Origin of the sequence: Sorangium sp. So ce185 (genome assembly GCF_051526825.1) — a bacterium.
Taxonomy (GTDB): Bacteria; Myxococcota_A; Polyangia; order Polyangiales; family Polyangiaceae; genus Sorangium; species Sorangium cellulosum_D.
Map to the genome: position 1 here is coordinate 10741239 of NZ_CP150316.1, position 21697 is coordinate 10762935.

General features: G+C 70.3%; 9 protein-coding genes. 7 read left to right on the top strand and 2 right to left on the bottom strand.

Annotated features, from left to right (window positions below):
• Positions 1–48: 48 nt before the first annotated feature.
• The 5 genes from WMF26_RS39555 (at position 49) to WMF26_RS39575 (ending at position 14007) form a co-directional block, all read left to right on the top strand.
• Complete coding sequence (locus tag WMF26_RS39555) at positions 49–1512, top strand: hypothetical protein (RefSeq protein ID WP_437996946.1); 1464 nt, start codon at positions 49–51, stop codon at positions 1510–1512.
• A gap of 260 nt (positions 1513–1772) precedes the next feature.
• Positions 1773–3227: a sensor histidine kinase gene (locus WMF26_RS39560; protein ID WP_437996947.1), complete on the top strand. Its 1455-nt coding sequence runs from the start codon at positions 1773–1775 to the stop codon at positions 3225–3227.
• 1024 nt (positions 3228–4251) lie between these two features.
• Entirely contained in the window at positions 4252–5649 is a 1398-nt protein-coding gene (locus WMF26_RS39565; RefSeq protein WP_437996948.1) for a glycosyl hydrolase family 28-related protein, read from the top strand.
• Between the two features lie 1029 nt (positions 5650–6678).
• Positions 6679–8202, top strand: a complete 1524-nt coding sequence (locus tag WMF26_RS39570) for a glycosyl hydrolase family 28-related protein (protein ID WP_437996949.1) — start codon at positions 6679–6681, stop codon at positions 8200–8202.
• A gap of 579 nt (positions 8203–8781) precedes the next feature.
• Positions 8782–14007 (top strand): AAA family ATPase, encoded by a 5226-nt coding sequence (locus WMF26_RS39575; RefSeq protein WP_437996950.1) that lies wholly within the window; start codon positions 8782–8784, stop codon positions 14005–14007.
• Positions 14008–14196: 189 nt separating this feature from the next.
• Here WMF26_RS39575 and WMF26_RS39580 read toward each other — a convergent pair whose 3' ends face one another.
• A complete protein-coding gene (locus WMF26_RS39580; protein WP_437996951.1) occupies positions 14197–18078 on the bottom strand; it encodes a protein kinase domain-containing protein in 3882 nt (1293 codons plus the stop codon).
• Positions 18079–18498: 420 nt separating this feature from the next.
• Positions 18499–18840 carry a DUF2934 domain-containing protein gene (locus tag WMF26_RS39585; RefSeq protein ID WP_437996952.1) on the bottom strand — a complete coding sequence of 114 codons (342 nt, stop codon included), beginning with the start codon at positions 18838–18840 and terminating at the stop codon, positions 18499–18501.
• A gap of 450 nt (positions 18841–19290) precedes the next feature.
• Between WMF26_RS39585 and WMF26_RS39590 the strand changes: the two genes are divergently transcribed.
• Together WMF26_RS39590 and WMF26_RS39595 are read left to right on the top strand one after the other, a co-directional pair.
• Positions 19291–20331, top strand: a complete 1041-nt coding sequence (locus tag WMF26_RS39590) for a sigma 54-interacting transcriptional regulator (protein WP_437996953.1) — start codon at positions 19291–19293, stop codon at positions 20329–20331.
• Between the two features lie 169 nt (positions 20332–20500).
• On the top strand, positions 20501–21682 hold the full coding sequence (locus WMF26_RS39595) for a cytochrome P450 (protein ID WP_437996954.1): 1182 nt from the start codon (positions 20501–20503) through the stop codon (positions 21680–21682).
• Positions 21683–21697 lie beyond the last annotated feature (15 nt).

Genomic DNA, 21697 nt, shown 5'->3' on the forward strand with positions numbered 1-21697 from the left:
GCCGGCCTGCGCCTCGCGCCGCCGCGCGCCCTGCCCTCCCGGATGCCCATGGGAACGACCCTCGACATCGCGATCGGCCTCGTCAGCGTCTTCTTCCTGCTCAGCGTCCTCAGCTCGGCCATCTACGAGGCGCTCGCCGGCGTCTTCCGGCTGCGCGCCCTCAACCTCGCGCAGAGCATCGAGATCATGCTGGCCGATCGCGCGCTCGACCCGCACGTGCTCCGGTCGCTCGCCGCCCGCGAGGCCGCCGCGCACGGGGCCGCCCCGAGCGAGCCGATCGCGACGCGCGTGCTCCGCCGCGCCGCCGACCTCGTGCGCGTCCGGCTGATGCCGGGGCCGCACCCGAGCCCGCTCGCCGACGCGCTCCGGCAGCACCCGCTGATCAAGGACCTCAAGTACGGGTGGGTGGGGCCGTCCTACATCCCCGCGCACGCGTTCGTGGCCGCGCTCATCGACACCTTGCGGCACATCGACTGGCCCAGGAGCGACGCGCCGTCGCCCCCGCAGGCCGTCGCGGCGGCGCCGTCGCTCGCCCAGGCGGGCGCCGCGCCGTCGCCCCTCCTGGCGAGGGCCGCCCTCTCCATCGCCGCGACCCCCGCGCCTGCGCCGGCGGGCGACGCCGCTTCCGCGCCGGCGGGCGACGCCGCTTCCGCGCCGGCGCCGGCGGGCGACGCCGCGCCCGCATCGCCGGAGAGCGCCGCCGCGCCGTCCCCGCCCGCCATCGCCGACGCCGCCGCGCCCCCGCCGACCGGCGCCGCGGCGGCGCCGCCGGGCGGCGGGGCCGCGCTGCCGAGCAGCGACGAGGCGCCGCTCGACGAGCTGAAGGGCATCATCGAGCGCATGCCGCGGGAGAGCGATCTCCGGCGCGCCCTCGCCACGATCGTCGACAGCACGGTCCGGGACATGCGCGAGGCCAACATCCGGCTGGAGCGCTGGTTCAACGACGCCATGGACCGGGCCGCCGGGCGGTACAAGCGCCGCGCGCAGCTCATCATCAGCGCGACGGCGCTCGTCCTGTGCGTCGGGTTCAACGCCGACAGCATCAAGCTCGCGGGCGCCCTCTCGCGCGACGCCGTGGTCCGCGCCCACCTCATCGCCGCGGCGCAGGAGATGGCGAAGACGGCGCCCCGCGCCGCGCCGCACGAGGGCGGCCTGGACCAGGACGAGGACCTCATGGCCGCGCTCGCCCAGGGCGGGAGCGCGCACGGCAAGCTCACCGGGCTCGATCTCAAGATCGCCTGGGGCGTGCAGGCCCCCGAGCAGACGAGCGCTCCGAGGCTCTGGAGCGCGCTCTCGGCGATCCTCGGCCAGGCCATCGTCGCCTGGATCCGCGGGGTGCTCGATCGGCTCCTGAGCCCCGGCATCCTCATCACCGCGGCCGCCGCGTCGCTCGGCGCGCCGTTCTGGTTCGACCTGCTCAACAAGCTCGTGAACCTCAGGACCGTCGGCAAGAGCCCCGAGCCGTACGAGCCCCCGAAGGGCGCCGGACCGGACACCAGCGTGAACCGCTGAGCGGCGGCCGCGGCCCGGCCTCCTCGTCGAGCGCGCAAAAGAAAGGAAGCGAGTCTTCCCGGGCCGGCGCAGAAGTCATGTGCGCTCAGCCCCGAACGCCACAATGGCGGCGCGAGGGGATGCACCAACGAGCTCCGGTCGATCTGTCAGCACCTGACACGAGCCCGGCGGACATCTGCCGCTGCGGCGACGGCGATCCGCCGCGGCTCCGGCGCTCTTCCGGCGTTGCGCTCGCGCGCGCGGCGCAACAGGATCCCGGCATGGAGGTGCGATGGCCGCAGGCCCCGGCGAAATCGAAATCTTCTCTGATGATCGAGCGGCTGCCGTCCATCCTGTTGTCGCTGTTTGCGGCGTTCTTCGCCGCTATCGCGAGTTTCGTGATCTCGGCCGCCTACGCCGAGCACCGAGCCGCCGAGATCGACGCTGCGGCGATGAGCTTGGCGGAGAACGCCACGCCGAGCATCATGCACCTGGCGGCCGCGCGCGCCGAGCTGAGGCACACCCAGGCGCTCCTGAGCGACCTCGTCAACAGCGCCGTGCTGGGCCGGCCGCTCGACCGCCGCGAGCTCGATCAGGCGCGCGACAACCTCTCCCGGAGCCTCGACGCCTACCTCGTCATCCCCGTCTATCCGGGAGAGCTCAAGCAGTGGCAGACCGTCGCGCAGGAGCTCGGCAAGCTCGGGCAGGACACCGATCGGGTCCTCTCGCTGGTGGCGAACGACCAGCCGCGCGAGGCCAACAAGCTCATGGACGACGCGCTGCGAGCGGACTTCGACGCGACGAGCGAGGCCGTGATGGCGAGCATCGAGCTCAACGCACAACACGCGCGTCGCATGGCGATCGAGATCGCGGCCAACCGCGTTCGCTCGCGCCGGGTCGCGCTGGCGCTCAACACGGCGAGCGTGGCGTTCGCGCTGCTGGCCTGCGCGGCGGCCGCCGTGCAGGTGCGGCGCAATGTGAGGCTGCTCTGGCGGCAGAGCGTGCTCCTGGAGCGCCGAGCGGATGAGCTCGAGCAGTTCGCTGGCCGGGTCGCGCACGACGTGCTCGGCCCCCTCGGCGCGGTCGCGCTCGCGCTGGACCTCGCCCTGCGGCGGTGCGGCGAGGGAGAGCCTGCACGAACGTCGATCGAGCGGGGCCGGCGGGCCATCCTGCGGGTCAAGCGCATCACCGACGGGCTCCTGGGGTTCGCTCGCGCGGGCGCGAGGCCGGAGCCGGGCGCGCGCGCCGAGGTGCGCCCCGTGATCGACGACCTCATGGTCGAGCTCGTCCCTGTCGCGGTGGAGCTCGGCGCGGAGCTCCACGTCGAGCCCTTCGCCCCGTGCGCGGTGGCCGCGAGCCCGGGCGTGCTGACCAGCATCCTCGCCAACCTGATCCGCAACGCGCTCAAGTACCTCGGCGACGCGGCGACCTGTCGCGTCGTCGTCCGGGTGCTCGACGCCAGGGATGCCGTGCGGATCGAGGTGGAGGACACGGGGCCCGGCATCGCGCCAGCCGTCGAGCAGCTCGTGTTCGAGCCTCACGTCCGAGCGCAAAGCGCTCGAGTGCCGGGTCTGGGTCTGGGCCTCGCGACCGTCAAGCGCCTGACCGAGGCGCACGGCGGCCGCGTGGGGCTCCGCACCGTCGTGGGCGAGGGGAGCGTCTTCTGGTTCGAGCTGCCCAAGGCGAGCGCCGAGGCGGCGCGCGCGTCCGACGTCGACTCCAGCGCCAGCGCGTGACCTCCGGGAGGGTGCGGCCCGGCTGCTCCGCAGGCGGCGCGAGGACGCGCCACCGCTGCTGCGGGAAGTCGCCCACGGTTCAGCAGAAAGACCGGGCTCGCCCAGCGTGACATGTCACGTGACATGAGACGTCGGCAGCGTGGCATGTCACGTGACATGAGACATCGGCGGCACGCTCCTGCCGCGCGCTCGCCGCGCGCGGGGGCGCGCTGCCGCGCTGGAACCGTGCTCTTGGGCTGGGTTCGCGGCGGCCCTCGCCTCGCGGGCTTTACGCTGATGCGCCGGGCACCGCCGCGATGCCAGGCCGCGTCGGATGGCATCATCGTTGCCTGACGAGCCCTCCGGGCGATGCCAGAGGACAGAAAGAAGCCGACCTTGGATGGTCTGCGCGCCGCGAAGCGCGCGCCACGGCCTGGGGTGCCGCCTGCTCATGCGACGGCATCCGCCCATGCACCGCGGCATGGTCGCGGCGCACGGTCGCCGTGCACCGGCTCGTCGGTGCTCTCCGCCGTGATGTTGACGATAACCGTACGACCCTCATCAAGGAACCAAAGAACCTATGCGCTTGACGCAGCGGCTTGCAACGATCTGCGCCGGAGCCTTGCTCGCGCTCGCCTCCGCCCCAGCCGGGGCGGACCCGCCTCCGGCCGCCTGGGGCTACGACCCTCCCACGGAGGAAAGCACCACGAGCCAGGCGATGTGCAGCCACTACGACGACAAGGAAAAGCCGTTCGAAGGAGATTCTTTCACTGGATCTAAATGCGAAGGTGTTCCTAACATATCGCCGACGTGCGAGGGGCCTTTCTGCCCCACGGTCACGTGCTCTTCCTGCGAGGTGCTCAACGGGGCGCCCTCCACATGCGAACAGAAGTGTTGCACTCCGCCTGCCACCACGAACCAGAAGTGCCCGGGGACCTTGGAGGTGCATGAGAGGCACAACGGCTGTGGTTATGATGAGGATAATGATGGTGAGGATGAGGGGGACTGCTGTGAGCCGGGGTCCGTCGACTATTTGAATGGTGTAGTGAATGTCCTCCCCTACCTGGAGAGGCCGGCGGAATGGCCGTTCTCTACCGACCCCGACGTCGACGATAGCTGCACCGTCGACGACAGCCCGGGCATCGCGAAGGCCATCGAATGCGCAGCGTCGCTCTCCACCCTGAGGCGCACCGTCTATTTCCCTGCCGGGCGATACGTGGTGCGCACTCCGATCAGACCTCATTACGACGATCTGACCCTCACGGGACCGGAGCTGTCCGCGGACGCCGTCTCTGGCGATCCCGACACCGCGACCCTGGTGGCGGTCCCCTGCAATCCGGAGCAATTTCCCGGGGTAATCCAGGTCGACACGGCCCTCAGGGCGGACGACGCCATCCCCGCAGTCATCAACGAGGTCTGGATTCGCAATTTCCAGGTCGCGCTCACGGACGGCCCACGGTCGAGGGCCAACAGCGGCATTCAGGTCAACAGATGCTCGAACTGCCTGGTGGAGAACGTCATCATGCGATACGAGCCCCTCGTGGAAGAGCTGCCTTCCTGCAAGCCGTCCAACCTGGATGGCATCACGTTCGCCTTGGGGTCCGGGGGCGCGATCCGCAATGTCATCGTGGACGGCGTACCGAAGGGCGGCATCTACCTGGCGTCGAACCCCGCGGTGGACGGCACGCCATCGATCGAAGTGGAGAACTGCGAGCTCAAGAACATCAACGGTCCGGTCGGAGCCACCGCGCTCAAGATCATCGCCGCCAACGCGACCGTGAGGAACTGCGAGATCCACCACAACCAGCTTCATCCCACCGATGGAACCATAGGGGCCAATGGTGGGCACGGAATACAAATCTTCACTCAGGCGCCGCTCAACGCCCCAGTCTCGGTGCCCGAGGACATCCGGATCGAGAACACCTATTTTCACCACAACGCCGGCTCCGGCGTCGCGCTGGGGAGCGCCACGCCGGGCTACGTTCCGACGGGGATCCGGTTCTATAGGGTCAAATCCGCTTACAACCACTACTATGGCGTGAACATCCAGGCGGGCACGGACGTCGAGATGAAGGACGTCTGGGCCTGGGGCAACGGATCTTACGGCATGTACCTGACCGCGAGGTCGAACCTGCCCGCCAGCACGTTCCGGATCGGCGACGTACTCCTGGAGGACCCGCTCGTCTTCAACAACAATCTCAAGTTCGGGTCGGGTCCCAACAGCGTGGGTATCAAGATCCAGGCCAGCGACGTCACCGTCCTCGGCGGCGAGGTCGCGGTTTGTAACAAGGAGAACGAGGTGCTGGGCAAGTCCGTCCAACAGATGTGCTGGCGGACGGGCCCGGGGGATAGTACGCTCTTCTACCCGGTGGGCAACGTCGTGTCGGGCGTGATCGCGACCACCACGTCCGAGCCAGAGATAGCGGATTGTCCTTATGACTGAGTCGAGCAGTCCACGGGTTCTGCGCGTCATCAAGCCCCGGCGGGACGTCTGACACCCCGGGCTCCTCCGGCGAGCGCTCGACGCGGGCGGGCAGCCCCCACGTCCTAGCACACGTCGTGTCACCCCGGACGCTCTCCTGGAAACGTCCGAGCTGCGGGAAGTCGCCCACGGTTCAGCAGAAAGCCCGGGCTCGCCCAGCGTGACATGTCACGTGACATGAGACGTCGGCAGCGTGACATGTCACGTGACAGGAGACATCGGCAGCGCGCTCCTGCCACGCGCTCGCCGCGCCGCGCGCGGGAGCGCGCTGCCGCGCTGGAACCGTGCTCTTGGGCTGGATTCGCGGCGGCCCTCGCCTCGCGGGCTTTACGCTGATGCGCCGGGTACCGCCGCGATGCCAGGCCGCGTCGGATGGCATCATCGTTGCCTGACGAGCCCTCCGGGCGATGCCAGAGGACAGAAAGAAGCCGACCTTGAATGGTCTGCGCGCCGCGGAGCGCGCGCCACGACCTGGGGTGCCGCCTGCTCATGCGAGGGCATCCGCCCATGCACCGCGGCATGGTCGCGGCGCACGGTCGCCGTGCACCGGCTCGTCGGTGCTCTCCGCCGTGATGTTGACGATAACCGTACGACCCTCATCAAGGAACCAAAGAACCTATGCGCTTGACGCAGCGGCTTGCAACGATCTGCGCCGGAGCCTTGCTCGCGCTCGCCTCCGCCCCAGCCGGGGCGGACCCGCCTCCGGCCGCCTGGGGCTACGACCCTCCCACGGAGGAAAGCACCACGAGCGAGGCGATGTGCAGCCACCACGACGACAAGGAAGAGCCGTTCGAAGGAGATTCTTTCACTGGATCTAAATGCGAAGGTGCTCCTGACATATCGCCGACGTGCGAGGGGCCTTTCTGCCCCACGGTCACGTGCTCTTCCTGCGAGGTGCTCAACGGGGCGCCCTCCACATGCGAACAGAAGTGTTGCACTTCGCCTGCCACCTCGAACCAGAAGTGCCCGGGGACGTTCAGGGTGCATGAGATGGACAACGGCTGTGGTGGTAACAATGAGGTGGGCTGCTGTAAGCCGGGCTCCGTCGACTACTTGAATGGCGTAGTGGATGTCCTGCCCTACCTTCAGAGGCCGGCGGAATGGCCGTTCTCTGCCGACCCCGACGTCGACGATAGCTGCACCGTCGACGACAGCCCGGGCATCGCGAAGGCCATCGAATGCGCAGCGTCGCTCTCCACCCTGAGGCGCACCGTCTATTTCCCTGCCGGGCGATACGTGGTGCGCACTCCGATCAGACCTCATTACGACCGTCTGACCCTCACGGGACCGGAGGTGTCCGCGGACGCCGTCTCTGGCGATCCCGACACCGCGACCCTGGTGGCGGTCCCCTGCAATCCGGAGCAATTTCCCGGGGTAATCCAGATCGACACGACCCTCAGGGGGGACAATACCACGCCCGAGGTCATCAACGAGGTCTGGATTCGCAATTTCCAGGTCGCGCTCACGGACGGCCCACGGTCGAATGCCAACAGCGGCATTCGCGTCAACAGATGCTCGAGCTGCCTGGTGGAGAACGTCATCATGCGATACGAGCCCCTCGTGGAAGAGCTGCCTTCCTGCAAGCCGTCCAACCTGGATGGCATCACGTTCTCCTTGGGGTCCGGGGGCACGATCCGCAATGTCATCGTGGACGGCGTACCGAAGGGCGGCATCTACCTGTCGTCGAACCCCGCCGTGCATGGCACGCCATCGATCGAAGTGGAGAACTGTGAGCTCAAGAACATCAACGGTCCGGTCGGAGCCACCGCGCTCAAGATCATCTCCGCCAACGCGACCGTGAGGAACTGCGAGATCCACCACAACCAGATTCATCCCACCAATGGAGCCATAGGGGCCAATGGTGGGCACGGAATACAAATCTTCACTCAGGCGCCGCTCAACGCCCCAGTCTCGGTGCCCGAGGACATCCGGATCGAGAACACCTACTTTCACCACAACGCGGGCTCCGGCGTCGTGCTGGCGAGCGCCACGCCGGGCTACGTCCCGACGGGGATCCGGTTCTATAGGGTCAAATCCGCTTACAACTACTACTATGGCGTGCACATCCAGGCGGGCACGGACGTCGAGATGAAGGACGTCTGGGCCTGGGGCAACGGATCTTACGGCATGTACCTGACCGCGAAGGGGACGCAGCTGCCCGCCAGCACGTTCCGGATCGGCGACGTACTCCTGGAGGACCCGCACGTCTTCAACAACAATCTCAAGTTCGGGTCGGGTCCCAACAGCGTGGGTATCAGGATCGAGGCCAGCGACGTCACCGTCCTCGGCGGCGAGGTCGCGGTCTGTAACGAGAACGAGAACGAGAACGAGAACGAGAACGAGAACGAGAACGAGAACGAGGAGGAGGGCGAGGTGCTGGGCAAGTCCGTCCAACAGATGTGCTGGCTGGCGGGTCCGGACAATACGCTCTTCTACCCCGTAAACAACGTCGTGTCGGGCGTGATCGCGACCAACACGTCCGAGCCAGAGATAGGGGATTGTCCTTATGACTGAGTCGAGCAGTCCACGGGTTCTGCGCGTCATCAAGCCCCGGCGGGACGTCTGACGCCCCGGGCTCCTGCGGCGAGCGCTCGACGCGGGCGGGCAGCCCCAACGCCCTAGCACACGTCGTGTCACCCCGGACGCTCTCCTGGAAACGCCCGGGCACACGCAGCGTCACTCGGCCCCCACCCGCCCGCCCCCGCTCGCCCCCGCTCACCGCTCCGCGCGGTCGAGCCACGCGCGCGCGTCCTTCTCCAGCAGCGGATCCCCGAGCCGCACCTCGCGAGCAGCTTCGCCCGGCAAGGAGAAGGCGCGGCCGGCCAGCCGCGGAGCAGGGCGGCACGGCCTTGGAAGCGACGAGGACGTCCAGTCAGGCTGCCAAGCTCGAACCGATCTTCGAGGGCAGCCGACCGAGCCCGTATCCGCGTCGACGAGCTGAAGCAGGCGCCGCTGATGATGCGACGCCGCCCGGATCCGACCGGAACGGTCCAGCGAGCAGGTATCCCGCGGCTCCCCAGGTCTCATGGCCGAGTCTGCGTGCTCCGGACCTTGCTCGTCCGCGGGATCACGCATAAACCCGTACAAGAGCCGATGATGCCGCCCTCCAGGTTCACCATTTACGGTACGATCGACCGGGGCCAGCGCAACGTGCTCTACCGTGCCGTTCGGAATGAGGACGAGCGGCCGGTCATCCTCAAGGTGCTGGCCTCGAAGCACCCTCATCCGCGGGACATAGCGAGGCTTCAACACGAACGCGAAATCTGCTGTGAGCTGACTCCTCGCGCCGCCGTCAGGTGCCTCGAGATCACGACGTTCGAGGGCGCGCCCGCGCTCGTCGTCGAGGACTTCGGCGGCGTCTCGCTCGCAAGCCTGCTGGGAGCGCCGATGCGCCTCGGGCAATTTCTCTCTATCGCCGCCGGGATCGCGGCGGCCCTCGCCGACATCCACCAGCTACGCATCGTCCACAAAGACGTCAAGCCGGGCAACATCCTCGTCAACCTCGCCACGAACGAAGTAAAGCTTACCGAGTTCGGGATCGCGACACGCTTCCCGCGCGAGCAGCAGGCCGCACACGACCCCGAGCTGATCGAGGGATCGCTGCCCTACATGTCACCGGAGCAGACAGGGCGCATGAACCGGGCCGTCGATCACCGGACCGATCTCTACTCGCTGGGCGTCACGTTCTACGAGATGCTCACAGGCGCGCGGCCGTTCCATGCGGAGGATCCCCTGGAGTGGATACACTGCCATATCGCTCGGTCGCCCGTTCCTCCGGCGCAGCGCGTCCCAGGGGTGCCGCACGTCGTCTCGGACATCGTGATGAAGCTGCTCTCCAAGGTGGCGGAGGACCGCTACCAGAGCGCCCGAGCGCTCGCCGCAGACCTCGTCCGCTGCCACGCGGCGCTGGGCGCAAAGGCGGGTGTGAATGGGGCGTGCATGGAGAACGGTATAGAGGCATGGGTCGAGCCGTTCCCGCTGGGCGAGCGCGACGTCTCGGATTGGTTCCAGATCCCGCAGAGGCTTTACGGGCGCGACGCGGACGTCGCCGAGCTCCTCCGGGCGTTCGAGCGGGTCGCCGCGAGCGCGACCCCCGAGCTGATGCTGGTGTCCGGGTACGCCGGCACCGGCAAGTCGACCCTCGTGAACGAGCTGAACAAGCCCATCGCGCGGGCGCGGGGGTTCTTCATCTCGGGGAAGGCGGACCAGTACAAACAGAACACTCCTTACTCCACGATCGTCCAGGCATTCCGGGAGCTCGTGCTCGAGATCCTCGCACAGAGCGAGGCGCAGATCGGCCGCTGGCGCGAGCGGCTGAAGAGCGCGCTCGGCGCGAACGCCCAGATCATCATCGACGTCATCCCGTACATCGCGCTCATCCTCGGCCCGCAGCCTCCTGTCCCGGAGATCCCGCTCACCGAAGCCCAGAACCGCTTCAACATGGTGTTCCGCAGGTTCATCGACGTATTCGCTCAAAGGGAGCACCCCTTGGCGCTCTTCCTGGACGACTTGCAATGGGCTGATCCAGCCAGCCTCAAGCTGCTTCACGACGTCGTCACGAACCCTGACACGAAATATCTCTTCACCATCGGCGCATACCGTGACAACGAGGTCACCCCGTCGCACCCCTTGATGTCGACGCTCGAAGAGATGAGAAGAGCCGGTGTCATCATCCATGACATCGTCCTCTCGCCGCTGTCCCCGCGCGATCTCGCGTCGCTCGTCGCCGACACGCTCCGCTGTCGCAGCGAGGCGGCGGAGCAGCTCTCCGAGCTGGTCTACGCCAAGACCGCGGGCAATCCGTTCTTCGCGAAGCAGTTCTTGAGCACGCTTCACAAGGACGCTTTGATCGAGTTCGATCCAGAGCCCGCGGCGTGGCGGTGGGACGTGCAGCAGATCCGCGCCCGGAACTTCACCGACAACGTCGTTGATCTGATGGTGGAGAAGTTGAGGAGCTTGCCCGCCGCCACCCAGGACGCCCTCAAGATCGCCGCCTGCATGGGCGCCGCCGCGGACGTCCGCACCCTGGCGGCGATCCACAAGCTGTCGGAGCAAGAGATCCTCCCCGTGCTCTGGGATGCGGTCCAGGAGGGGCTGCTCGTGCTCCAGGGCGACGCTTGCCGGTTCGTCCACGATCGCGTGCAGCAGGCCGCTTATCAGCTCATCCCGGACGCGCTGCGGAGGGAGGTGCACCTCACGATCGGCAGGCTCCTCCTGTCCCACGCGCCGAGGGAGGCGCTGGAGGAGCAGGTCTTCGATATCGTCGGTCATCTCAACATCGGGGCCGCGCTGATCTCGTCGCAGGACGAGAGGTACTCGCTCGCGGAGCTCAACCTCGTCGCCGCCAAGAGGGCGAGAGCGACCACGGCCTACGCCTCCGCCGCGAGCCACCTCGAGGCCGGGATCGCGTTGCTCGCGCACGACAGCTGGGATACCCGGTATGAGCTCACGTACGGCCTGCACCTCCTGCGCGCGGAGTGTGAGCACCTGAACGGAAGCTTCGAGGAAGCGGCGCGGCTGCTCTCGCTCGTCCTGCGCCGCGCCAAGACGCCCATCGACGTGATGAGCGCCTCCTCCGTCAAAGTGTACAACCACACCATACAGGAAGAGAACGAAGAGGCCTTGCAGGTCGGCATCGACTGCCTTCGCCTGTTCGGCATCGACCTGTCGCTCCATCCGACGCGCGAAGAGGTCCATAGGAAGTGCGAGAAGATATGGCGCGACATCGGCGATCGCCGGATCAAGGACCTGATCGACCTGCCGATCATGACGAACGCCAACGCCAAGGCGGTCGTGAACTTCCTCGCGACGCTCCACGCGCCGGCGCTGTTCTTCGACAGCAACCTGCTCTGCCTGCTGCTTTGCCACCAGGTCGAGCTCAGCATCCAGTACGGGAACACGGATGGATCGACCATCGGCTATGTGTTCTTCGGCGTCGTGCCGGGACCGATGTTCGGCAAGTACCGCGAAGGTTACGAGTTCGGAGAGCTTGGTTATGCGCTGGTAGAGGAGCGCGGACTAACGCGCTACAAGGCGAAGGTCTACGTCGAATTCGCGATCCTCATCCGTCCTTGGACGCATCACCTCAGGTCGATCCTCGACATTCTTCGCCGCGCGTTCGACGCCGCGGTCGAGGTCGGCGATCTGACCTACGCGTGCTACGCCCAGCTCTCCACGATCACGCTCCTCATCGTCAGGGGAGATCCCCTGGACAGCGTCTACCGGGAATCGGAGAGGGCCCTCGATTTCGCGAGGAGAGCGAGGTTCGCGGCGGTCGAGCACATCGTCATCGGCCAGCAGCGGCTCATCCAGAACCTCCGGGGCCTCACGAGGAGCTTCTCCTCGTACAGCGACGCGCAGTTCGATCAAGACGAATTCGAGGACTACCTGACGAGGAACAAGGCGCGGGTCCCGCTCGCCGCATTGCACTATTTCGTCTGGAAGACGCAGGCTCGTTTCATGTCCGGAGATTACAAGCAAGCCCTCCACAGCGCCGGCCAGGCGAAGGACCTTTTGTGGGTCTCCCCGGTCTCCCTGGAGAGCGCCGAACATTGCTTCTACGACGCGTTGACGCTGGCGGCCTGCTGCGAGGAGGGCGCGCCGGACGAGAGGTCGGAGCACCTGGAGAAGCTGGCCGCTCAGGAGGAACGGCTTCGTGAAGGGGAGAGCAGCTGTCCGGAGAACTTCCTCTACAAGCGCGCGCTCCTCGCCGCCGAGATAGCCCGGATCACTGGAGAGGATCACGAGGCGATGCGGCTGTACGAGCGGGCGATCCGCGCTGCGAAGGAGAATGCGTTCGTCTCCGGTGAGGGGCTCTGCCTCGAGCTCGCCTCGCGGTTCTACCGGGAGCGGGGGTTCGAGGCCTTCGCGGATACGTACCTCCGAGAGGCCCGCCACTGCTACCTCCGGTGGGGTGCCAACGGGAAGGTCAGGCAGCTTGAGCAGCAACACCCGGAGCTCGCGCCGAGCGCGCCGAGCGCGGCGAACGCGACCTTCGCCGCGCGGGCGGAGCACCTCGACCTCGTGTCGGTGGTCAAGGCGTCGCAGACGATATCGGGCGAGATCGTCCTGGAGCGGCTCATCCGCCGGATGATCCAGGTGGTGATGGAGCAGGGCGGCGCGCAGAGGGGCTGCCTGCTCCTCGCGCGCGACGGGATCCTGCAGATCGAGGCCGAAGCTCGGATCGACGAGGGCGGGCTCGCGACGACGATGCTGGGCTCTATCCCCGCGAGCTCGAGCTCGCTCGTCCCGACATCGATCATCGCCTATGTCTGGCGCGCCCGGCAGCCGGTCATCCTGGCCGACGCCGCGAGGGAAATCGAGGTCGGGAAGTTCTCGTCCGACGAGTACCTCGCCCGCGCTCGGCCGAGATCGGTGCTGTGCGTCCCGATCGTGCGGCAGACCGAGCCGATCGGAATCTTGTACCTCGAGAACAACCTCGCCGCGGGCGCCTTCACGGCGGATCGCCTCGCGATCCTGGAGGTGCTGGCCGCGCAGGCCGCTATTTCTCTCGAGAACGCGCTCCTGGTCCTCAGGGAGCACGAGGCCCGCGTGGCGGCCGAAGACGCGCTCCGTCTGCGCGAAGAGTTTCTCGCCGTGGCCTCTCACGAGCTGCGGACCCCGCTCACGCCGCTGCGGCTCCAGCTCCAGCGCGTCCATCGGACCCTCACGAGGCAGAACCTCCACGCGCTCGCCGAGCAGATCGAGAGGCCCTTGCGGCAGGTCGACCGCCTCACAGCGCTCGTCGTGAATCTGATCGACGTCGCGCAGCTCAGCAACAGCCAGCTCGTTCTCCGCCTCCAGCCGGTGGATCTCGCAGCGCTGGTCAGCAGGGTGGTGGCCGACTACCGGGACGCGCTGCACCAGTCTGGCTGCGCGCTCGAGCTGAACGCCGGCGCGCCGGTGATCGGGCGCTGGGACGCCGAGCGCATCGAGCAGGTCGTGGTCGCGCTGCTGTCCAACGCGATGAAGTACGGTGCCGGGAGGCCTATCGTGGTCGCCGTCGTCGCGGAGGGCGCCTTGGCGAAGCTGTCCGTGAGAGATCTCGGCATCGGCGTGGCGGCGGAGGACAGGGATCGGATCTTCGGGCGGTTCGAGCGCGCCGTCTCGGTCCAGCACTACGGTGGGCTCGGGCTCGGGCTCTACATCGCGAGGCAGATCGTCCTCGCGCACCACGGCACGATCCTCCTCGAGAGCGAGCTGCGCGAAGGCACGACGTTCATCGTCGAGCTGCCGCTCGCGTCGCCCGGCGGGCCGGGTGAGCTGGATCGACCTCTGGCCGCGCAGCCTCAAGGCGGGGAGATCCGCGAAGATCCGTAACTTCACTCCATCGCCGTTGATACCCTACGCCGCGCCGAGCTCGCCGCCCGCCCGAGCGGCGAGCGCCGCGAGCGGCCGCCCCGCCCCCGAGGTCCAGCCTGTGAACGCGCGAGCACACGCCGTGTCGCTCCGGATGCTCTCCTGGAAACGCCCGAACACACGTCGTGTCACTCGGCCCCCGCCCGCCCCTCACCGCTCCGCGCGGTCGAGCCACGCGCGCGCGTCCTTCTCCAGCAGCGGATCCCCGAGCCGCACCGACAGCTCCAGCAGGTCCTCGAACTCGCGCCGCGCCAGCGCGTCGTTGCGCGCGTTCTTCAGCAGCATCGCCGCCGCCCACCGGCCCTGCAGCACGTCGTGCCAGTAGCCCTGCTCCTCCGCCTGCGCGATCAGCTCCTTCAGCCGCTCGCGCGCGTCCCCCACCCCCTCCACCCCGTCGAGGTACGCGATGTACATCCGGTTCGAGGCCGCCACCCGGTCGTACCCGGCCTCGTCCGCCCGCTCCAGCGACTCCGCGAACAGCGCCCGCGCCCGCTCGTGGTCGCCCAGCCGCACGCAGGCGTATGCGAGGTTGTGCAGGTTCACCACCCCGTCGAAGCGGAGCCCGAGCGCCCGATCCAGCTCGAGCGCGCGCTCGCACGCCCGCACCGCCGCCCGGAAATCCCCCGCGTAGAGCTCGATCATCGCGAGCAGCTTCGCCCGCACGGCCTCGGCCACCCGGTCCCCCGGCTCCGACGCCGCCTCCGAGCGCGACAGCGCCTCCATCGCGCCCGCCCGGTCGCCCGACGTGGCCCGCGCCAGCGCGACCGAGAAGAGGCCCCGCAGATCCTCGATCGGCCCGAGCGCGCCGAGGTCGAGCGCGGCGCGCCGCGCGCGCGCGAACTGCCCCTGCAGGCACGAGACCTCCACGTCCACCGTCAGCGCCTCGCGCAGGAGCTCGCGGCGCCCGACCGCCATCTCGACAACGTCGTCGAGCAGGTCGTGCGACATCCGGAACAGGTTCGTCGCCCCGAGCGCGCGCGCGAGCTCGATGCGCACCTTCGACCGGACCTCGAGCGAGGCGCCCGCGTCCACCCGCGACAGGATGCGGTCCGCGACCGCCGACAGCGACGGCGCCCGGCGCCCGTGACCCACCGCCTTCGAGAGGATCTCCACCCACCCGCCGAGCTCGCCCGGGTCGCGCCGCGCCACGTCCGCCAGCTCGAACGCCCGCGTCATCGCCGCGATCGCCCCGTCGAACTGGCCCAGGCGCGCGCGGACCCCCGCCGCCCGCGCGAGGTGCCCCGCCGCGCCGTCGGCGTTGCCGAGCGCGAGCGCCTCCTCCGCCGCCCGGCCGAGGTGCCGGTCGACCATCGCGAGCCCGTTCGGATCGTCGCCGCCCACGCGCTCCAGCCACTCGGCCGCGAGCCAGTGCCCGAGCGCCCGATCCGCGTCCGTCAGCATCTCGTAGGCCGCGTCCCGCACCAGCGCGTGGCGGAACGCGAGCTCCACCTCCCCGCGCAGCGTCGACTCCGGCCGCGGCTCGAGCAGCTCGCGCTTCTCCAGCGTGAGCAGCCACGACTCGAGCTGCGGCACCTGCCCGCCCCCGCCGAGCAGCGCCTCCAGCCCCCCCCGCCAGAACACCTCGCCCATCACCGCCCCGGCGCGCAGCACCCGCCGCGCCTCGGGCTCGAGCGCCGCGATCCGCGACTGCATCATCGCCAGCACCGTCTCCGGCACCCCCCCCGCCGGCCGCTCCACCGTCGCGCGCACGAGCTCCTCGAGGAAGAACGCGTTGCCCGCCGACCGGTCGACGAGCGCCGCGAGCTCCGCCGCCGGGAGCTCGTCGCCGAGGACCTCGCGCACGATCCGCTCGCACGCGCGGCGCGACAGCTCCCCGAGCCGCATCTCCGTCGCCTCGCGGTCCTCCCAGAGATCCGGGAACGCCTCGCGCACCCCGGGGCGCGCCAGCGCCATCACGAGGAGCGGCAGGTGCCGCAGGTGCCGGAGGGCCGCGTCGAGCGCGTCCACCGAGCTCCGATCGCTCCACTGCACGTCGTCGAGCACGATCAGCACCGGCTGCGCGTCGCACTCGGCCCGCAGGAAGTCGAGGAACGCCCGCCGCATCTGCTCCTCGAGCACCGCGCGGTCCTGCCGGGCCGCGCGCAGCGAAGGGCTCTCCGGGAACGGCGCGTCGCAGAGCTCGCCGAGCAGCTCCGTGATCCGCTCCCGCGCGGCGGCAGGGGCGCTGCGCGCGACCCGCGCCGCGAGCTTCTCCCGGCGCGCCTCGAGCGGCTCGCCGTCGACGAGGCCCGCCTCCCGCCGCACGAGCTCCGCGACGAGCCCGAGCGGCGCCCCGCCGCGCATCGGATCGCCGTGCGCGCGCCACACCGCGATCGGCTCGCTGCGCGCCTCGACCCGCCGGATCAGCTCGCCGCCGAGCCGCGACTTGCCGACGCCGGCGCCGGCCGTGACCAGCACGACGCGCGCGACCCCCTCGGTGGCGCACTCGTCGAGCAGGTCCTCGAGCGCCCGCAGCTCCCGCTCGCGCCCCACGCAGGTCGTCGCCTTCCCGAGCACCCGGCGCCCGCCGTCCTGCGGCTCGCGCGCGCCGAGCAGCGTGGGGCCCTGGCTGCCCGCGGCGATCTCGAAGCGATCGCCGAGGAGCGCGGCCGTCATCCGGTCGATGAGCACCGGCCGGCCCGAGGACGGGTCGTCCGAGGCGTGGCGGACGCGCGCGTCGAGCAGCGCGCCGGCGCGGTCGATGACCTGCCCCACCGCCTGCGTCCCGGCGATGACGTCCCAGCCGGTCGCCAGCGCCACCCACGCCCCGGGCAGCAGCGCGTGGATCGAGAGCGCGCAGCGGGCGGCGTTCGCGGCGAGGTCGGTCGGCGAGCCCGCGCCGGCGACGACCGCCGCGACCGAGCCGTCGGCGAGCACCTCCAGGACCGCGCCGTGCGACTGCGCGGCCTGCCGGACCTCGTGGAACGGCGTGCTCGGCGGCGGCGCGGGCCGGGGCCGCGCCGGCGGCGCCGGCGCGAGCAGGTCCGCCGGCAGCGCCTCCCTGCTGCCGGACACGACGGTGGCGTGGTGGCCCGACAGCACCGTGTCGTTGGCCCGCGGGGGCGGGCTCCCCGCGGCGTGCGGGCGGCCCGACGGCGGCCCGCGCTTGCCGGCGCTCATCTCGGCCGCGAGGACGACGCTGACCAGCCGCCGCTCGCTCTTCGTCAGCGCCGGCGTCGGCAGGCCGGTGCCGCTCGACATGCTGCCCTCGACGACGCTCAGCATCCGGAGCTCGGCGGCGACCTCGCCCGCGTCCCCGGGGCGCTCCGCGGGGTTCTTGGCGAGCAGCCGGGTCACGAGCAGATCGAGCGGCTGCGGGATGTTCGGGCAGAACGTGCTCGGGCGCGGCGCGGCCTCGAAGAGCACCTTGGCGAGGACCGACAGCGGGTGCTGGGCGACGAACGGCGAGCGCCCGGTGAGGCACTCGAACAGGAGGCACCCGATCGAGTAGAGGTCGGCGCGCGCGTCGACGTCGAGATCGCCGCGGACCCGCTCCGGCGCCATGTAGGCGGGCGTGCCGATCGCCGAGCCGGTGAGGGTGAGCTCGTAGGTCGCGTCCGCCTGGCGCGCGATGCCGAAGTCGATGAGCTTCGCGCTCCCGATGTCGCCGCGGGGCAGGAACACGTTCGTCGGCTTGAGGTCGCGGTGCACGATGCCGCGCTCGTGGACGGCGGCGAGCGCCTCGGCGACGCGGCCGACGAGCATCAGGCTGGCCTCGATCCCGAGCGGCCCGCGCGACAGCCGCGCGCCGAGGTCCTCGCCCTCGAGCCATTCCATGGCGAGGTAGTAGAGCCCGTCCGCCGTGACGCCGTGGTCGATGTACCGGGCGACGGCGGGGTGCTCGAGCTCCGCGAGCAGGCGCGCTTCCCGCTGGAAGCGCACGACGTGCTCCCGGCCCTGGTTGAAGATCACCTTGAGGGCCACCGCCTGGCCGCTCTGCCGGTCGACCGCCCGCCACACCGCGCCCATCCCGCCGGAGCCCGCGAGGCGTTCCAGCTGGAAGCGGTTGGCGAGGACGTGACCTGAATGCATGGCGAAAGTATCGGGGTGCGGACCTTCGCGGTCCAGGCGACCGGCGCGCGTGTGGACCGCGATCCGTGGGCCCATCGCCCACGTCCATCGCGAGGATACCCATCCCGCGGCGCCGCTACGAGCCTCGACGGCCCCGGAGCGGCCGCCGGCAGACGGGCGCGCCGGCCCGGCGCCGCAGCGGCGCGCGCCGCGAGCGCCGCTCGTCGCGTGGGAGCGGCTCCTTCACGGGAGCCGTCCGTCGTGGTGCGGGCGTGGTGGGCAGATGCCGGGGCGCGGCGGCGTCGCGCAGCGCTCCCCTCCTCTCCCCCTGCCTCCCCCCTCCGCGGACACCCTCGCTGGATCTGGCCAGCGTGCCTGTCGAGCGCGCGCGAGCCCGGGCGCGGCGGCGCCGCGGGCCGCCTGCGCCGCCGCCGCGGGCTCTCAGCTGGCGAGGCGCTCGAACCGCGCGTCGACCTCTCGCTCGGCGTTCAGCCAGTCCTCAACCGGGTTGTTCCGGAAGCCGGCCCTCTCGGCATATCCATAGGCCACCTTGGCGATCAGCCGGTGCCGCTCCTCGCGCGACAGGCGCGGGGGCGGGGGCGCGGCCTTCGGGGCCTCGGCGCGCGCGCGCTCGGGCGCGAGCTGCACGGCCGGAGAGGGCATCTCGACGGCGGCGGGGGCGGAGACCGCGCTCGCCGGCTGCGTCGCGGCGGCCGGGGCAGCGAGCGGGCTCGGGACCTTCGTGGTCTTCGTGCGGGCCGGGGTCTTGCGCTTCGAGCTCATCTCGTCGTCTCTCCTTTCGGGTACACGGGTCGACTAACCCAGGTCCGCGCGTACGCACAAATTTTGAGCACGTAGTTTTTTGTCGCCGGTCGCCCCCCTTGGGATCTCCCTTCCCACACGACCTTGATTCGCGGTAGAGTGGTTGTCGCTGTCCGGGTGACACCGTCCGGCATCTTCTATCAGTAGCCGTCCTTCGTTGATCATTGTGGCCGGTCGCCCGCGAGGGTCCGTCGGTGGCCGGCCGTCCGCCATCGTCCGTCGTTCCCGGTGGCTCATCCCTGGCCACCGCCTGCGCTGAGGACAGCGCGGTCACGTAGACAACGGCAGACGCGCCGCCCGCCGTCTGCCCGCGGATTGCCACGAGTCGCTCACGAATCGAGGAGATGCGATGTCGAAGCAAGCGCAGCCCCTTCCCGGCGCACGGAACACCTCTGCTCCTCCGGTGGCGGGATGACGCGCGTCCTGTGGATCGAGGACGAGAGCGAGGTGCGCGTCGTCGGCGCCTCGGAGCGCTGGGCGCGCGCGATGGAGCGGCTGCGCGAGCTCTCGGAGCACGAGCGCGCGCCGCTGCTCATCGCCGGCGAGCCGGGCACGGGCAAGGAGCTCTGCGCGCGGCTGCTCCACGCGGCGAGCCCGCGCGCGGGCGGGCCGTTCGTGGCGGTGAGCGCGGCGCGCCTGCCGGCCGAGCGCCTGCGGGAGGAGCTCTTCGGCGTGGACGCGGCCGCGGACGGGCGGCACGCCGCGCGCCCCGGGCTGCTCGAGCTCGCCGAGGGGGGCACGCTGTTCCTCGACGAGATCGGCGCGCTCCCGCTCGAGCTCCAGCTGCCGCTCGTCGGCGTGCTCGACGGCGAGCCGTTCCGCCGGATCGGCGGCGGGCAGGCGCTGGTCGCGGACGTGCGCGTCATCGCCGCCACGGCCCGCGATCTCGGCGCCCGCGTGCTGGAGGGCTCGTTCCACGAGGGTCTCCACGAGCGCGTCGGCGCGCTCGGGCTCTCGCTCCCGCCGCTGCGCGAGCGCGACGGCGACGTGCGCCGGCTGGCCGAGCATTTCCTGGAGCGCCAGAGCGCCGCGGCGGGGCTCTCGAAGGGCGGGATCACCCCGCGCGCCCTCGCGCAGCTCGAGGCGTACCCCTGGCCGGGGAACGTCCGCGAGCTGCGGAGCGTGGTCGAGCGCGCGTCCCTCCTCACCCGCGGCGCGCCGCTCGATCTGGAGCACCTGCCGACCGAGATCGCCACGGCGCCGCCGCGGCCGGCCGCCGCGACGCCGCGGTCGGGCCCGCCGGGCGCGCTGCGGCCGTCGCCCCCGGCGCGGGGGAGCGCGTCGCTCGGGGAGGCCGTGCGCCGGCACATCCTCGCGGTCTACGCCGCGCAGGGCGGCAACGTGACCCGCACGGCGAGCGCGCTCGGGATCACGCGGGTCTCGCTCCGCCGTCACCTGCGCCAGTACCTCGCCGCGGGCGCGCGCGACAAGGAGCCGCTCAGCAGCCGTTAGCGCCGCGCCGCGCGATTCGCCTCCTCCTGGAAAATTGGCGCTGGCTCAGCAGCCTCTCGATACAGGGAACGGCAGCCTGCTTCGTCCCGGACGCCCGCGCATTGACGTTGTCCGCGCGCTCGCGGACCATGTCGCGCTTCGTCGAACTGCCCGACACGAGGGAGGCTGCATGAACCATCGCCTGAATCTGCTCTCTCCGGAGCTGCGCGCGAATCCGTATCCTTTTTATGCGGAGCTGCGCCGCTCCGCGCCGGTGTGCCAGGTCGAGCCCGGCGGTCTGTGGGCGCTCAGCCGCTACGACGATGTCGCCTTCGCCCTCAAGAACACCGAGCTGTTCTCGGCGCAGGGCGGCCGGGTGGCGGTGCTCCCGCCCTGGCTCGATCGCAATCCGATGGCCGACTCGCTGCTGCTCATGGATCCGCCGGAGCACACGAAGACCCGGGCCCTCGTGAGCCGCGCCTTCAGCACGCGCGTGGTCCCGCGGATCGAGCCCGTGCTGCGCGCGGTGACCCGGGAGTTCGTCGAGCGGCTGACCCCCGGGCGCGAGCTCGACTTCTACGCCGAGCTCGCGATGCCCATCCCGGCGGCGGCCATCGCCGATCTCCTCGGCCTCGACCCGGCGCTGCGCGCCCATTTCCAGCGCTGGACCGCGGACTTCGTCGCCACCGCCGCGGCCACGCCGGAGATGAGGCCGGGCATCCGCGCCACCATCGTCGAGCTCGAGCGGTACCTCCTGGAGGTCATCGCGGCGCGGCGCGCCGCCCCGCGGGACGATCTGGTGAGCGACCTCCTCGCGGCCCGGCTCGACGGCGTCGCGCTCACCGAGCCCGAGCTCGTGAGCTTCCTCTTCTTGCTGCTGGCCGCCGGGTTCGAGTCGACGACGCACCTGCTCAACGCGGCGCTCGTGCTCCTCATGGATCACCCCGAGGTGTACGCGCGGATCCGCGCGGACCGGGCGCTGATCCCGGCCTTCCTCGAGGAGGCGCTGCGGTTCGAGCCGCCGGCCCAGATCGCTTTGCGGCAGGCGAAGGCCGATGTGGAGATCCGGGGCGTCACGGTGCCGGCGGGCGCGTTCGTGGCGGCGCTCATCGGCTCGGCCAACCGCGACGAGCGGGTCTTCCCGGATCCGGATCGGTTCGATATCGACCGCGAGCGGCAGGTGGGGCTGTCGTTCGGCCACGGCGCCCACTTCTGCATCGGCGCGGCGCTCGCGCGCGCCGAGGCGAAGGTCGGGCTCGAGGTGCTGGCGTCCCTCCCGGGGCGGTTCGAGCGGACAGGCAGGGCGCCGGAGTGGAACCTCTCTCTGCTGCTGCGAGGGCTGAAGGCGTGCTGGGTCCGGTACGTGCTTTGAACCGCGCCCGGCGTT

What these genes read in the sequence shown, in the direction of transcription:
- WMF26_RS39555 (WP_437996946.1), top strand. Translation starts at nt 49, where the DNA reads ATGGGAACGACCCTCGACATCGCGATCGGCCTCGTCAGCGTCTTCTTC.
- WMF26_RS39560 (WP_437996947.1), top strand. Translation starts at nt 1,773, where the DNA reads ATGGAGGTGCGATGGCCGCAGGCCCCGGCGAAATCGAAATCTTCTCTG.
- WMF26_RS39570 (WP_437996949.1), top strand. Translation starts at nt 6,679, where the DNA reads ATGGACAACGGCTGTGGTGGTAACAATGAGGTGGGCTGCTGTAAGCCG.
- WMF26_RS39575 (WP_437996950.1), top strand. Translation starts at nt 8,782, where the DNA reads ATGATGCCGCCCTCCAGGTTCACCATTTACGGTACGATCGACCGGGGC.
- WMF26_RS39580 (WP_437996951.1), bottom strand. Translation starts at nt 18,078, where the DNA reads ATGCATTCAGGTCACGTCCTCGCCAACCGCTTCCAGCTGGAACGCCTC.
- WMF26_RS39585 (WP_437996952.1), bottom strand. Translation starts at nt 18,840, where the DNA reads ATGAGCTCGAAGCGCAAGACCCCGGCCCGCACGAAGACCACGAAGGTC.
- WMF26_RS39590 (WP_437996953.1), top strand. Translation starts at nt 19,291, where the DNA reads ATGACGCGCGTCCTGTGGATCGAGGACGAGAGCGAGGTGCGCGTCGTC.
- WMF26_RS39595 (WP_437996954.1), top strand. Translation starts at nt 20,501, where the DNA reads ATGAACCATCGCCTGAATCTGCTCTCTCCGGAGCTGCGCGCGAATCCG.